The 15622-nt window shown below is 31.6% G+C and carries 16 protein-coding genes; 15 read left to right on the forward strand and 1 reads right to left on the reverse strand.

The features are described from left to right. The first annotated feature begins 1 nt into the window (after window position 1). The 13 genes from ACSYT2_RS03685 (at window position 2) to pyrE (ending at window position 10785) form a co-directional block, all read left to right on the forward strand. On the forward strand, window positions 2–757 hold the full coding sequence (locus ACSYT2_RS03685) for an ABC transporter ATP-binding protein (protein WP_430855823.1): 756 nt from the start codon (window positions 2–4) through the stop codon (window positions 755–757). 10 nt (window positions 758–767) lie between these two features. Continuing rightward, entirely contained in the window at window positions 768–1415 is a 648-nt protein-coding gene (locus ACSYT2_RS03690; protein WP_438383569.1) for a Dph6-related ATP pyrophosphatase, read from the forward strand. Between the two features lie 10 nt (window positions 1416–1425). Next, complete coding sequence (locus ACSYT2_RS03695) at window positions 1426–2901, forward strand: cobyric acid synthase (RefSeq protein ID WP_430855826.1); 1476 nt, start codon at window positions 1426–1428, stop codon at window positions 2899–2901. A 32-nt stretch (window positions 2902–2933) separates the two neighbouring features. Then, a complete protein-coding gene (locus tag ACSYT2_RS03700; RefSeq protein WP_438383571.1) occupies window positions 2934–3314 on the forward strand; it encodes a hypothetical protein in 381 nt (126 codons plus the stop codon). Between the two features lie 166 nt (window positions 3315–3480). Continuing rightward, entirely contained in the window at window positions 3481–4104 is a 624-nt protein-coding gene (locus tag ACSYT2_RS03705; RefSeq protein ID WP_438383573.1) for a cyclase family protein, read from the forward strand. 76 nt (window positions 4105–4180) lie between these two features. After that, window positions 4181–4726 carry a hypothetical protein gene (locus tag ACSYT2_RS03710; RefSeq protein WP_438383574.1) on the forward strand — a complete coding sequence of 182 codons (546 nt, stop codon included), beginning with the start codon at window positions 4181–4183 and terminating at the stop codon, window positions 4724–4726. Window positions 4727–4930: 204 nt separating this feature from the next. After that, complete coding sequence (gene pyrB / locus ACSYT2_RS03715; protein WP_438383576.1) at window positions 4931–5851, forward strand: aspartate carbamoyltransferase; 921 nt, start codon at window positions 4931–4933, stop codon at window positions 5849–5851. Continuing rightward, a complete protein-coding gene (locus ACSYT2_RS03720) occupies window positions 5852–6289 on the forward strand; it encodes an aspartate carbamoyltransferase regulatory subunit (protein ID WP_430855831.1) in 438 nt (145 codons plus the stop codon). A 33-nt stretch (window positions 6290–6322) separates the two neighbouring features. Continuing rightward, complete coding sequence (locus ACSYT2_RS03725; RefSeq protein ID WP_438383577.1) at window positions 6323–7519, forward strand: dihydroorotase; 1197 nt, start codon at window positions 6323–6325, stop codon at window positions 7517–7519. A 24-nt stretch (window positions 7520–7543) separates the two neighbouring features. Beyond that, complete coding sequence (pyrF, locus tag ACSYT2_RS03730) at window positions 7544–8413, forward strand: orotidine-5'-phosphate decarboxylase (RefSeq protein ID WP_438383579.1); 870 nt, start codon at window positions 7544–7546, stop codon at window positions 8411–8413. Between the two features lie 22 nt (window positions 8414–8435). Further along, window positions 8436–9179 (forward strand): dihydroorotate dehydrogenase electron transfer subunit, encoded by a 744-nt coding sequence (locus tag ACSYT2_RS03735; protein ID WP_438383581.1) that lies wholly within the window; start codon window positions 8436–8438, stop codon window positions 9177–9179. A gap of 22 nt (window positions 9180–9201) precedes the next feature. Next, window positions 9202–10098 (forward strand): dihydroorotate dehydrogenase, encoded by an 897-nt coding sequence (locus ACSYT2_RS03740; protein WP_438383583.1) that lies wholly within the window; start codon window positions 9202–9204, stop codon window positions 10096–10098. A gap of 12 nt (window positions 10099–10110) precedes the next feature. Next, a complete protein-coding gene (pyrE, locus tag ACSYT2_RS03745; protein ID WP_430855837.1) occupies window positions 10111–10785 on the forward strand; it encodes an orotate phosphoribosyltransferase in 675 nt (224 codons plus the stop codon). Between the two features lie 61 nt (window positions 10786–10846). On the opposite strand, the gene ACSYT2_RS03750 is transcribed toward pyrE, so the two are convergent. Then, window positions 10847–12220: a DUF2334 domain-containing protein gene (locus ACSYT2_RS03750; RefSeq protein ID WP_438383585.1), complete on the reverse strand. Its 1374-nt coding sequence runs from the start codon at window positions 12218–12220 to the stop codon at window positions 10847–10849. A gap of 324 nt (window positions 12221–12544) precedes the next feature. Between ACSYT2_RS03750 and pflB the strand changes: the two genes are divergently transcribed. Next, window positions 12545–14773 (forward strand): formate C-acetyltransferase, encoded by a 2229-nt coding sequence (gene pflB / locus ACSYT2_RS03755; RefSeq protein WP_430855839.1) that lies wholly within the window; start codon window positions 12545–12547, stop codon window positions 14771–14773. Between the two features lie 134 nt (window positions 14774–14907). After that, complete coding sequence (pflA, locus tag ACSYT2_RS03760; protein ID WP_430855840.1) at window positions 14908–15612, forward strand: pyruvate formate-lyase-activating protein; 705 nt, start codon at window positions 14908–14910, stop codon at window positions 15610–15612. Window positions 15613–15622 lie beyond the last annotated feature (10 nt).

Here is a 15622-nt window from a genome sequence, read left to right on the forward strand (position 1 = left end):
GATGCTAGAGATTAAGAATTTATATTGCGGATACAATGGAATAGATATAATAAAGGACGTAAGTGTAAAAGTTGAAAGAGGTCAGAACATTTCTATCGTAGGTCCTAATGGTTGTGGTAAGACAACACTTCTTAAATCTATTGCAAGGCTAATTGATTATAAAGGAAGCATTACAATAGATGGGGAAGAGATAAAAGGAATTAAAAGAAAAAATCTAGCAAAGAAGATTGCTTTAATGACTCAAAGTGCAGAAATTTATTTTCCATATACAGTCTTTGAAACAGTGGCATTAGGAAGATATGCACATTTGGATGGAGTATTTTCAAGTCTTTCTAAAGAAGACGAAGAGATGGTTATTAATTGCATTAAAGATGTAGGCTTACTAGATTATAAGGATAAACTCATTAATGAATTATCTGGTGGACAACTTCAGAGAGTATATTTGGCAAGAGCCTTTGCACAGGATCCAGATATAATTTTATTAGATGAACCAACTAATCATTTGGATTTAAAATGTCAGATAGAGATTTTAGAACATATAAATAAATGGACTAAGGAGAATAATAAAACAGTTATTGGCGTTTTACATGATTTGAATTTAGTACAAATCTTTAGTGAAGAAATAATAATGATAAAAGATGGAGAAGTTGTTGCTACAGGAAAAACTAAAGAGGTTTTAGAGGAAGAGTCTTTAAAGGATGTTTATGGAATTAATATTAAAAGATTCATGGTAGATGCTCTAGAAAAATGGGTGTAGGAGGATAGATATGGGTAAAAAATTTATAATGTCATATAGTTGTGGTAAAGATAGTACTTTAGCACTATATAGAATGATAAAAGAAGGTAATGATCCAGTTGGTCTATTAGTTACAGTTAATAAAAAGCAAAATAGAAGTTGGTTTCATGGAGTACCAGGGGCCTTATTGGAAGAAGTATCCTCATCCTTAGGAATAGATTTGCTTTTAGTTAAATGTCAAGAAGGAGAATATTTGGAAGCTTATGAAAAGACTTTAAGGGAAGCTAAAGAAAAGGGAGCAGAAGCTTGTGTATTTGGAGATATAGATATAGAAGCTCATAGGGAATGGTGTACAGAAAGATGTAATGCAGTTGGAATGGAAGCTATATTTCCACTATGGCAAGAAGGTAGAGAGGATCTTACTTATGAATTTATAGATAGTGGATTTAAGTCAGTAATTAAGAATGTAAAACTAGAATGTCTGGGTGAAGAGTTTTTAGGTGAAATACTTACAAAGGAGGTTGTACAGGGAATTAAAGAGACAGGTTCTGACCCTTGTGGTGAAAATGGTGAATATCATACTTTTGTTTTTGATGGACCATTATTTAAGAAGTCTATTGATTTTAAAGTACAAGGTAATGTTTTAACTGATACTCATGGATTTCTAGACATTAATTAGGAGAAAATATATGGATACTAAAAAGATTATGTTTTTAGGAACTGCATCATCTGTAGGAAAAAGTACATTAGCAGCAGCTTTTTGTAGATATTATAAAAGGCAAGGATATAAGGTAGCTCCATTTAAAGCTTTGAATATTTCTTTAAATTCTTTTGTTACTAAGGATGGAGATGAAATAGGTAGAGCACAAGTAGTTCAAGCAGAGGCTTGTGAAGTAGAACCTAAGGAGTACATGAACCCAATTCTTATGAAACCTAGTGCAAATAGTAAAACACAGGTTATTGTCAGAGGACAGGTTTATTGTACAATGGATTCTTATAAATACAAGGATTTAAATAAGTATTTAAAGGGAGTAGCAAAGGAAGCTTTTGATGATATATCAAAGGAGTATGAGTTTATAGTTCTTGAAGGATCAGGAAGTTGTGCAGAAATTAATTTAAGGGAAACAGATATTGCAAATATGCAGATGGCTGAAGCAGTAGATGCACCTGTTATTTTAGTTGCAGATATAGATAGGGGTGGAGTTTTCGCTTCTATTGTTGGAACTATAATGCTTTTAACAGAGGATGAAAGAAAAAGAGTTAAGGGTGTTATTATAAATAAATTTAGAGGGAAAAAGGAATTCTTTGAGCCTGCTATGAAGCAAATAGAAGAGTTAATAAATATACCTGTACTTGGTGTAATGCCCTATTTTAAATTAGATATTGAAGATGAAGATGCAGTTACTGATAAAATAAGAAATGTAAAAGAACAAGGAGTAGATATTGCAGTAGTAAGATTGCCCCATATGTCTAACTTTACAGATTTCACTGCTCTAGATAGTATGTCGGATGTTAATATAAGATATGTTGAAAATCCTAAAGATTTAGTTGGAGCAAATGTTATTATTATTCCAGGAAGTAAAAATACTATTGATGATTTACTTTATATTAAGAATAGTGGTTTCAAAGAAGTAATAGATCAGGAAAACAAAAAAGGTACATTAATTATTGGAATCTGTGGTGGCTACCAAATTCTTGGGAAAGTGGTTGAAGATCCATTAGGGGTAGAAGGTGAACCAAGAACAGAAGAGGCTCTAGGTTTATTAGATATAGTAACTACATTTAATATGATGAAAAGGACTAGACAAGTTACAGGAAGAGATAATTTTGGTACAATAGTAAGTGGATATGAAATTCATAATGGGGAGAGTTTTGTAATCAATAAGGATAATATTTGGATAACTAGTGATAATGGAGAGGTTCTTGGGATAAAGAATCTAGAAGGAAATGTTTATGGAACCTATCTTCATGGTATATTTGATGAAGGGGAGTTTGCTTCAAAATTAATTAGTGATATTAAGAAGAAGCTTAAAATAGAGGTTAAGGATGAAATTAACTATAGTGAATATAAAATGACTCAGTATGATAAGTTATGTGACTTATTAGAAGAGAATATTAATATGGAGCTCGTTAAGGAAATCTTAGGGACCCAACCTTTATACTAGTATAATTTTAAAGCTAGAGGAGCGGATATATTATGCAAAAAGATTTACTAATAAAGATATTAGGGAAAGAAGATGCAGTTAAATTAGAGGATCAGGTGTATAATCTTAGAGATATAACAGATGAGATGAGATTAAATATTGCTTCTAATATGGTAGTCTTTGAAGATGAAAAGTTTATTCAAGGGATACAGCATGAGCTTGAAGTAATAGCTGATAGGGTAAAATCAATAAAAGATAAGATGGACCTTCCAGAAAATACTGTAGGATATACAAATAGTAGGGAGTATATCAAGAAGTATCTTTCTAATATGAATACTAATATTGAGGGGTTAATTAAAAATCTTAATCCTTTGGATATTAAGCAGGTAATTTATCATAATAATATGGTGGCAGATTTAGTTTTGATATATTAGGGATATAATGAAATAAAAGGCTTTACTAGAACATGGACTTTAATATTTTTAGGGTATAACTTTTTAAAGTGATATCTTAAAAAATAGTCCATGTTATTTTTTATATCATAATATTAAGTGTAGGTATTATAAAGTGAAATAGGTATTATTTTAATTGGAGGATGAAATGAAATATATAGATTTATCATACAAAATAGAAGAAGGCATGCCTGTATATCCAGGGGATATGGAAGTTCTTCTTACAGAAGAGAAAAACTACAAAAGAGATAAGTATACTAGTTACATCTTAAAGACAGGCTTGCATATAGGCACACACATAGATTGTCCTATGCATTTAACTGAGGATAAAAGATATATTAGTGAATTTCCTGTAGATAGGTTTATTGGAGAAGCAGCAGTTTTAGATGTAAGAGGTAAAAAAGAAATAAAAATAGAAGAGGGATATAAAGAACTACTAGAAAATAAAGAGATAGTAATTTTATATACTGGATTTGAAGAAAAGTATGGGATTCGCGAATACTATGATAATCATCCTACAGTATCAGAAGAATTAGCAAAATACTTTGTTGATAATAAAGTGAAAATGGTTGGTTTTGATATGCCATCACCAGATAGATATCCATTTGAAATTCATAAGATACTTTTAGCAAATAATATATTTATACTAGAGAATTTATGTAATTTGGAAAGTCTTTTGGATGTTGAGACTTTTAAAATAATAGCATTACCTCTTAAGATAGAAGGGGAAGGAAGTTTAGTTAGAGCTGTAGCAATAGCAGAGGATATGTAGATTTAATATTAAATAAGAAAGCAGGTATATTTATAGATAGTTTGAAGGACTTGTTATGTAAGAAGGGAGAGGATTAATGAGGAAGATAAGAGGTAGAACGAAAGTACTTATATTTGTTATAGCATATATATGTATAGCTGGATACTTAATTTATCCAACTAGGTTAGATGAAAAGGTACAGTTATCTAGTGAGGATATTGCAATAAAAGTAGTTCACGATAATTGGGATTCAGGTCTTGTTTATAGAGTTGAAGAGGGGGAAGATTTATTAAAAGAATCAATAAGAGATAAATATATCAATATAAGTACAAAATATGTAGAATTGAAAGGTGTTAATACATATAAGATTAATGCTGATCCATCTGGAATAGGTTATTTTATGACTTATGGTAAAGTTATTGGGACTACTACTTATGAAGGAAAAAGAGTACCTGTTTTTGAGGCAAAGTATACAGATTTAACTAGTAGTAGAATTTTAAGAGAAGATTTCAAACCGAAAATTTTACTTGTATTCTTTCTTTTCATATCTCCATTAGTATTAATTATAATGATAATTCTGATTATTTTATATTTAAAAGACTTTATAAATATAATAAGAAATAAGAAGCTTAAGAAAGAATAGAATGGATTATTTCATTGACAATAGAGTTAAATGGTGGTATTCTTAACGAAAAGAAAAAACCTTTAATTTGGTCCAGAGAGATCAATAAGGAAGTATTAATTAATACCATTTTACATTAGGATTATTATGCCTTCCTTTACATTAAGGAAGGCTTTTATTTTACCTTTAAGTTTAACTCAGGGAAGTTAAGAAGGAGTGATTGACATGACAAAGAAACATTTAATAGACCCAATGGATTTTTCAACTGAAGAATTAGATGAGGTATTCGAATTAGCACATCAAATTATTCAAGATCCTAAGAAATTCTCCAATGTATGTGAAGGGAAGATCTTAGCAACACTTTTCTACGAGCCTAGTACAAGAACAAGATTCAGCTTTGAGGCTGCAATGATGAAACTAGGAGGCAAAATTTTAGGCTTTTCTGAACCAAATTCAAGCTCAGCATCTAAGGGGGAAACTCTTGCAGATACTATAAAGATGGTATCAATTTATACTGATATTATAGCTATGAGACATCCAAAGGAAGGATCAGCTAGAGTAGCCAGCAAATTCTCAAGTGTACCAGTAATAAATGCAGGTGATGGTGGACATCAACATCCAACACAAACTCTTACAGATTTACTTACTATACAGCTTATGAAAGAGGGATTAAGAGGACATACAGTAGGAATATGTGGAGATCTTAAGTTTGGAAGAACAGTACATTCATTAATAAAAGCAATGTCAAGATATGAAGAAACAAAGTTTGTTCTTATATCTCCAAAGGAATTAAAGGTACCAGATTACATAAAAGAAGAGTTTATTGAAAAGAGAAATATAGAATTTAAAGAAGTCGAAAGACTTGAAGATGTTATAAGTGAGTTAGATATTCTTTATATGACAAGAATTCAAAAAGAGAGATTCTTTAATGAAGATGAATATATTAGACTTAAAGACAGTTACATATTAGATAAAGAAAAGATGGAAGATGCGAAGAAGGATATGATAGTAATGCATCCATTACCAAGAGTAAATGAAATAGCCATGGAAGTAGATGAAGATTCTAGAGCAGCTTACTTCAAACAAGCTGAGTATGGAATGTATGTAAGAATGGCATTAATGTGTAAGCTTTTGGAGGTGATTTAAATGTTAGAAATAACAAGTATTAAAAACGGATTAGTAATAGATCATATAGAAGCAGGAATGGGTATAAAGATTTTTAATTATTTAAATCTAGATAAAACTAATTATAGAGTTGCATTAATTATAAATGCAGAGAGCAAACAATTAGGTAAAAAGGATATAATTAAAATAGAGAAGGATGACTGTAATGATATTGACTATACAGTACTTGGACTTTTATCACCAAAGATAACTATAGATGAAGTTAAGGATGAAAAAATAGTAGCTAAGATCAGACCTGAGCTACCAGAAAAAGTAGAAAATATTCTTATGTGCAAGAATCCAAGATGTATAACTGGAGTTGAGAAGTACGTTCCTCATTCCTTTGTTTTAATGAATAGAGAAAAGGGAACTTATAGATGTGAATACTGTGACGAAGTAACTAAATTATCAGAAGTTTAGTTTAAATAGTATGGAAAAAGAGGGGTGTCATAGATGAATTTATTAATAAAAAAAGCTAATATAGTAGATTGTAGTCAGGATTTCATTGGAGATGTATACATTGAAAATGGACTGATTAAGGAGATAGCTACAGAAATAAGTAAGAAGGATGTAGAGATTATAAATGCTGAGGGATTAACATTAATGCCATCATTTATAGATACTCATGCTCACTTTAGAGAACCAGGTTTAACTTGGAAAGAAGATATAGAAACTGGTTCAAAGGCAGCTGTTAAGGGAGGATATACTGGAGTTTGTTTAATGGCAAACACTAATCCAATATGTTCAACTAAAGAGGTACTTGAAGAAGTAAGAAATAGAGGTGCAGAAGTTGGCCTTGCAGATCTACATCAATGTTTATCTATAACTAAAAATTTTGATGGAAAGACTTTAACTCACTTAGATGAGCTTAAGGATGATAAAAAAATAAAGGCTATATCAGATGATGGAGTAGGTGTAGGAAACGGACAAGTAATGCATGATGCTCTATTAAAAGCTAAGGAGTATGGCTGGATAGTTATGTCTCATGCAGAAACATCAGAGTTTTCTGCAATGGATATGAGAGTTGCTGAGAATATGATGACTTGGAGAGATGTTGAGTTATGTAAGCTTACTGGGGGGAGACTTCATATGTGTCATGTCTCAACTATAGAGTCAATGAAATATATAATAGATGCAAAGATTTTAGGTGCTAAGGTTACATGTGAAGTAACGCCACATCATATCTTATTAACAAGGGATGTTAATGACTACAGGGTAAATCCTCCTATAAGAGAACAAGAGGATGTTGATTATTTAATAAATGCAATTAAGACTGGAATGGTTGATTGTATAGGAACTGATCATGCACCCCATACTGAAGAAGAAAAGAAAAAGGGTTCACCAGGAATGGTTGGATTAGAAACGGCTTTTCCTATTTGTTATACTACATTAGTAAAAAATAGTGGACTTTCTATAAATAAGTTAAGTGAAATAATGTCAAAGAATCCAGGAGAGATACTTGGAATGAACAAAGGCAAAATAAGTGTTGGAGTTGAAGGTGACTTAGTTTTACTTGACTTAAATAAGAAGATAAAAGTAGATAGAAATACCTTTGTATCAAAGGGACATAACACACCATTTGAAGGTATGGAATTCTATGGTGAAGTACAAATGACTTTTAAAAGTGGAAAAGTTGTATATAATAAATAGATAATATTTAGGAGGATTTAAGTTATGAATATAATGGATAAGTTATATAAGAGAGTAGAGGAAAGAGGAGTAGTTTGTGTAGGTATTGATACAGCATTAGAATATATTCCAAATTGCATAAGAGACGGAAGATCACTAGAGGATTCAATAGTTGATTTTAATAAAGCTATTATTGATGAAACTTATGATATTGCAGCTTGTTTTAAGGTTCAAATAGCTTATTATGAAGCATTAGGTTTAACAGGTATTAGAGCTTATAGAAGAACTTTAGAATACTTAAGAGAAAAAGATGCAATAATCATTGCTGATATAAAGAGAGGAGATATTGCTGCAACTGCAAGTCAATATGCTAAGGGACATTTTGAAGGAGACTTTGAAGCTGATTTTGTAACTTTAAGTCCTTACATGGGAATGGATAGTATTGAACCATATATGCCTTATGTAGCAACTGGTAAGAAGGGAATATTCTGCCTAGTTAGAACTTCAAATCCAGGGGCAGCAGATATAGAATGCTTAGATACAACATCAGGAGATAAGGTATTCAATGTTGTAGGTGATAGATTAATGGAAATTGGTAAAGATCACATAGCAGATTGTGGATATCATCCATTAGGTGGAGTAATAGGTTGTACTCATACAGAAGAGGGAAAAGAAATTAGAAAAAGATTTAACAATATGTTCTTCTTAATACCTGGTTATGGTGCGCAAGGTGGTACAGCTAAAGATGTAGCAATGTACTTAAATAATGGAAATGGTGGAGTAGTTAACTCTTCAAGGGGAATATTACTTGCATATAAGAAGTCAAATAGACCAGAAGATGAATTTGCAGTAGCTGCAAGAGAAGAAGCTATTAGGATGAGAGATGAAATAAGAGCAGCAGTTAATAATCTATAATATTAATCTAGGGGGATAAAAGATGAGCATAACATATAAAAAGGCCAAAGTACTTTCAAATGAAAAGATTGTTGATGGAATATTTAAGCTTGTATGCGAAGATGAGAATGACATAAAGCCAGGACAATTCTACATGCTTAAGCTAGATGGACAAACTTTATTACCGAGACCAATTAGTATATGTGAAAAGGAAGGGAATAAAATAACTTTTCTTTATGCAGTAGTTGGGACAGGAACAGAGGAATTTGCAAAGCTTAGAGTTGGTGAAAACATAAATCTTACAGGTCCATTAGGAAATGGATTTAATTTAGAAGAGGACCTAGGGAAGGTTGCTATAGTAGCTGGAGGGATAGGAACAGCACCAATGGTAGAAGTAGCTAAGAACCTTAGAGAGAAGAATAAAAGCGGTCTTATAGATGTTTATGCAGGTTTTAGAGATGATATATACTTAATAGATGAGCTTGGTAAATATGCAAACAAGGTAGAAGTTACAACTAATACTGGAAAGCATGGACACAAGGGATTTGTTACAGAAATCCTAAAGGTTGAAGAGTATGATACAGTATTATGCTGTGGACCAGAAGTAATGATGAAGGCTGTAGTTGATATGTGCAAAGCTAAGAATGTTAAGGTATATGTTTCAATGGAAAAACATATGGCTTGTGGAGTAGGGGCATGTCTAGTGTGTACTTGTAAGACTAAGGATGGTCATAAGAGAACTTGTAAAGATGGTCCAGTATTTGATGGATACTATGTAGAGTTATAGGAAGCCAAGGGAGGTTTGACGGATGTTAAAGGTAAATATAAACGGTGTAGATTTTAAAAATCCAGTTATAGCAGCTTCAGGAACTTTTGGTTTTGGCGCAGAGTATAACAACTTTTATGATGTAGGAATCTTAGGGGGAATATCATCTAAGGGACTAACTATTAATCCTAAGGATGGTAATACTGGAGTTAGAGTATGTGAAACACCATCAGGAATGATGAATTCAGTAGGATTACAAAACCCTGGTATTGATGGATTTATAGAAAATGAATTACCTAATATGCAGACTTTAGGAACTAATATAATAGCTAATGTTGGTGGAGGATGCTTTGAAGATTATGCAGCTGCTATAGAAAAATTAAATGATACAGCAGTTCAAATGATAGAGCTTAATATTTCTTGTCCTAATGTAAAATGCGGTGGAATGGCTTATGGAATCAAGTCAGATGTTGCTCATGATTTTGTTAAGGAAATAAAGAAATTATGTAAGAAGCCACTTATGGTTAAACTGTCACCAAATGCTGAGAATATAGTAGATATGGCGCTAAAGTGTCAAGAAGCTGGAGCAGACTCATTAAGCTTAATAAACACTCTTAAAGGATTAGCTGTAGATATATATAGAAGAAAGCCGGTATTTGATAATGTATATGCTGGAGTTTCAGGACCAGCAGTAAAGCCTGTAGCCCTTAGAATGGTACACGAGGTATCAAAGGTTGTAGATATTCCTGTAATAGGTCTTGGTGGCATAGCAAGTGGAAGAGATGCTATTGAATTTATGATGGCAGGTGCTAGTGCAATTCAAATAGGAACAGTTAACTTTGCTAATCCAATGGCAGGTAAAGAGATAATAGAAGAGATGGAAGGATTCCTAAAATCTCAAGGAATAAAAGATATTAACGAAATAGTAGGAATTATTTAGGAGGAAGAGAAAATGCAAGGATACAAAAAAGAATTTATAGAATTTATGATAGAGTGTGGAGTTTTAACTTTTGGAGACTTCGTAACTAAGAGCGGTAGAAAGACACCTTTCTTTGTAAACACAGGAAACTACAAAACAGGGAGCCAACTTAAAAGATTAGGTGAGTATTATGCAGCTGCAATAAAGGAAAACTTTGGAGATGACTATAATATAGTTTTTGGACCTGCATATAAGGGAATTCCATTAAGTGTAACAGTAACTATGGCATTAAGTGATATGTACGGAATTGATGTTAGCTATTGCTGTAACAGAAAAGAAGTTAAGGATCATGGGGATACAGGAATACTACTAGGTGGAAAGCTAAGTGATGGAGATAAGGTTTTAATAGTAGAAGATGTTACTACATCAGGAAAGTCAATTTATGAAACAATGCCAATCCTTAAGGAACAAGCAGATGTTAATGCAGTAGGATTAATGATATCTGTTAACAGAATGGAAAAGGGGCAAGGTGAAAAGTCAGCTTTAGTTGAATTAGAAGAGAAATATGGCTTTAAAGCTTGTGCTATAGTTACGATGGCTGAAGTCATTGATTATCTATATAACAAAGAAATTAATGGTAAGGTAATTATAGATGATGAAATAAAGGGAAGAATAGAAGAGTACTATAAGGTATACGGAGCTAAGTAGTATTTGGTTATTATAAAAAGGTCAACTCCATTGCATATGTAATGGAGTTGACCTTTTTCTTTTATTTCTTTTTAAGTTCATCTACATGTATAGTTACATAGTTATTTTCCTCCATTACCTTTATTATGTTCTTTAATGGTGAATTATCCTTAAAGGTAACATTGAGTCTATTGTTATCAGTATTATAGTCCATATAATCTACTTCTATGGAAGGGTGATAGAAAAAGCTTTGTAGTATCTTTGGATCTTTCTTTATAAGAGAATTTGTTATATTTGAGTAATTATTATTTTCTACATAACCTAAGGCGGTAGGAATATATAGATTATTATTAGTTTTATAGATGTTCTTCTTAGTGTAATCATAGGGCTCATAAATAAGTTGGAAATAGTCTTCAATTATTTTTTGTTGATCAGTTGTATCTGTATAGTGTGGGGTTTCAAAATAGGTTGTAGGTATATTTAGTCCGCTAGCTGTATCTATTGCGTTTTCAATTACTTTTCTTGTTTTCTCTTCAGTATTATTTACATCCTTTGAAAGCTCAACACCCACAGCACTTCTTGAGTCACCATATTGATGAGTGTAACCATGTAGTCCAATTTTACCACCTTTATTAATAAGATAATCTAGTAGATTAACAAAGCCTACATTCTGTATATTATTATTACTAAGTAAATCATTATCAATATTATCAGTAGGAGCTTTAAATCTAGGAATCCATGATACATGGAATTTTAATCCTTTTGAATATAAAAGGTCTGCCATAGCTTTTACCTTCACTTGATTTTTATCAACTAACATAGAATCACCAGCAGTGAAATCTTCAAATCTCATTAAAGCGATATTTTTACCATCTTCAAGAGAAGGAGGAGTTGTTTCTGTAACATTTGAAGGAATAAGAGTTATGCTATTTTTACTAAAGTCAAAGATTGAAATCATTCCAAAAATCTCTTCTATATCAGAAATTGAAATATAATTTTCATTAAACTTCTTAATTAAATTTCCACGTAAACTACCTGAATGGGAATCTAGGGTATAGTTACTTTGGGTTAATTCTATATTATGAATAGAATTATTTAAACTAATATTATCTTTTGACTCATCAAGAGTATACCCTAAAGTATTTGATATGTATTTTAGTGGAATATAGTACCTTTGAGCTTTTAATAGGATAGGTACATCTTTGATATTATTCTTTTCAAGAATATTTAAAGTAACATTATTAACTGTGCTAATTGACATATCATCAAAAGTAATTTTAGGACTATATACACTTTTGAAGTTATTATCAACTAATAAACTTGAGGTAATAGAGTTATTTTCAATCCTTACTTTAGACTTATTAGTTTTATAGTAATTAAGAGCTATATAGATTCCTAGTAGGATTAGTGATAGTACTATTACTATAGTTAACCATTTTAATATTATTTTTTTCATTATGCCCTCCTTTTAAGAAAATATATATTTATTATATTTTAGAACTAATTATACTATTCAGGATCTATAGTATTTAGTTATTTCACAAAAATTTAAAAAAATTAATATAAAATGTATATTTATAATAATATGAAATTAGACCAAGAAATTCTTAGAAAAGTGGATAATATTTATTAAAAACAACCTAAAATCAGAAAAAATAATGAAAATATGAAGAATTTGAAAAATAATCCTTTCAAAATTTGAATTTATGCTTTAGAATGATATTGAGAAAGATTTAACAAACTCTTTCCAAAAAATATTATATAGAATGGGGAGGCAACTATGTTTCAACAATGGGAAGGTTTTAAAGGCGGAAGCTGGCAAGACAAAATAGATGTGAGAAGCTTTATTCAAAAGAACTATAAGCTTTATGAAGGGGATTCAAGCTTCTTGGTAGGGACTACAGAAAAGACAGATAAGGTTTGGGCAAAGTGCCATAATCTTATAGTTGAAGAAGTTAAGAAGGGTATCATTGATGTTGCAACAGATAGAGTATCAGGAATAGATAATTACGAACCTGGATACATAGATAAGGATAATGAAGTTATAGTAGGACTTCAGACTGATGCACCACTTAAGAGAATAGTTAATCCTTTTGGTGGATTTAGAATGGTACATCAATCATTAAAGGAATATGGATATGAACTAGACGAGACTATAAATGATCAATTCCCTAAGTATAGAAAAACTCATAATGAAGGAGTTTTTGATGCCTATACATCTGAAATAAGATCAGCAAGATCTGCAGGTCTTTTAACAGGTCTTCCAGATGCTTATGGTAGAGGAAGAATTATAGGTGACTACAGAAGAATAGCTCTTTATGGTGTTGACTATTTAATAGAAGATAAAAAGAAAGATTTAGAAGAACTTAAAGGTGATATGCTTGATGAGCTAGTAAGAAAAAGAGAAGAAGTAAATGAGCAAATAAGAGCACTTCAAGCAATTAAATCAATGGCATCTAAATATGGTTGTGATATATCAAAGCCAGCTTCTAATGCAAGAGAAGCTGTTCAATGGACATATCTTGGATACCTTGCTGGTATTAAGGAAAATAATGGAGCTGCAACTTCTTTAGGAAGAACTTCTAACTTCTTAGATGTGTATATAGAAAGAGATTTAGAAGCTGGAGTTATTACTGAAGTAGAAGCTCAAGAAATGATAGATCAATTTATTATTAAATTAAGATTAGTTAGACATTTAAGAACTCCTGAATATAATGAATTATTTGGTGGAGATCCAACATGGGTAACAGAATCAATTGGTGGTATGGGTATCAATGGTAAGGCTCTTGTAACAAAGAACTCATATAGATATTTACACACATTAATTAACTTAGGTGCAGCACCAGAACCTAACCTTACAGTTTTATGGTCACCAAGTTTACCAGAAAACTTTAAGAAGTTCTGTGCAGATATATCAATAAAGACAGATGCTATCCAATATGAAAATGATGAAGTTATGAGACCAATATATGGTGATGACTACGCTATTGCTTGTTGTGTATCAGCTATGAAGGTTGGTAAGCAAATGCAATTCTTTGGAGCTAGAGCAAATATTGCTAAATCATTATTATATGCTATAAATGGTGGAAGAGATGAAAAGAAGGGAACTTTAGTAGTACCTGGAATAGAAGAATTAGAAGGGGACGTTTTAGATTTCAATAAGGTAAAAGCTAACTACGATAAGGTTTTAGAGTATGTTGCAAAAATCTACGTTGATACAATGAATATAATTCATCATATGCATGACAAATATGCTTATGAAGCAGGACAAATGGCATTACATGATACAAATGTAGAAAGATTAATGGCATTTGGTATTGCTGGTCTTTCAGTTGCTATAGATTCATTATCAGCAATTAAGTATGCAAAGGTTAAGCCAATAAGAAATGAACAAGGTATAGCTGTTGATTTCGAAACAGTTGGAGATTTCCCTAAGTACGGTAATGATGATGATAGAGCAGATGACTTAGGTGTAGAATTAGTTACTAAGTTCTCATCAGAACTTAAGAAACACCCATTATATAGAGATGCTATCCACACATTATCAGCTTTAACAATTACATCAAATGTAATGTATGGTAAGAAAACTGGTACTACTCCAGATGGAAGAAAAGCAGGAGAAGCATTAGCACCAGGAGCTAACCCAATGCATGGAAGAGATGAAAATGGAGCATTAGCATCACTTAACTCAGTAGCAAAGATTCCTTACAATGGAATATGTCAAGATGGTGTATCTAATACATTCTCAATAGTTCCGGAAGCATTAGGAAAAGATGAAGAGCAAAGAATTAATAACTTAGCATCAATCTTAGATGGATACTTTGTACAAGGAGCTCATCACATAAATGTTAATGTATTAAACAGAGAAACTTTAATGGACGCTATGGAAAATCCAGAAAAGTATCCAACATTAACAATAAGAGTTTCAGGTTATGCAGTTAACTTCAACAGACTTACTAGAGAACAACAATTAGAAGTTATAAGCAGAACATTCCACGAAAGTTTATAATATAGTTTATAGGGGTATAGGGAGAAAGTCTTCCTTATACCTCTTTTATATTTAGAGGATATGTACTATAGTATAGATATAGGTAATTAGAAATAATAGAAATATACATAGATTTTATTTAAGCGGGGGATAAGATGGTTAAAGGTAATATACATTCAATTGAATCAATGGGGCTTGTAGATGGACCAGGAATAAGAGTAGTAGTATTCTTTCAAGGATGTGCACTAAGGTGTAAATTCTGCCATAATCCAGATACATGGACGCCTAATGGAGGAGAAGAATATACTCCAGAGGAGCTTGTAAATAAAATAGCTAGATTTAGAAGCTATTTTGAAAGAAGTGGAGGGGGAGTAACATTTTCAGGGGGAGACCCTTTGAGACAGCCGGAATTCCTTTTAGAGACACTTAAATTATGCAGGGACAAAGGGATTAGAACTTGCCTAGATACATCTGGTTATGGTTTTGGTGACTATGATGAAATTCTTAAGTATACAGATTTAGTTTTATTCGATATAAAACACATTACAAGAGAGGGATACAAAGATATTACTCTTATGGAAATAGATGAATCTTTAAACTTCTTAGAAGCAATGAAAAGGAACAATACAAAGATGTGGATAAGGCACGTAGTAGTACCAGGTATAACTGATGGAGAAGAACATATTAAAAAGTTTAATGAATACATAAAGGATATTCCAAATGTAGAAAAGGTAGAGCTTTTGCCATATCACCTTCTAGGTATTAACAAGTATGAAAGCTTAGGCATTAAGTATCCATTAGATGGAGTTCCAGCAATGGATAAAAAGATTTGTGAAGGATATAAAGATCTTATTAAATAAGAAAAGGATG

Source organism: Clostridium zhoujianii (genome assembly GCF_051590805.1).
GTDB lineage: Bacteria > Bacillota > Clostridia > Clostridiales > Clostridiaceae > Clostridium.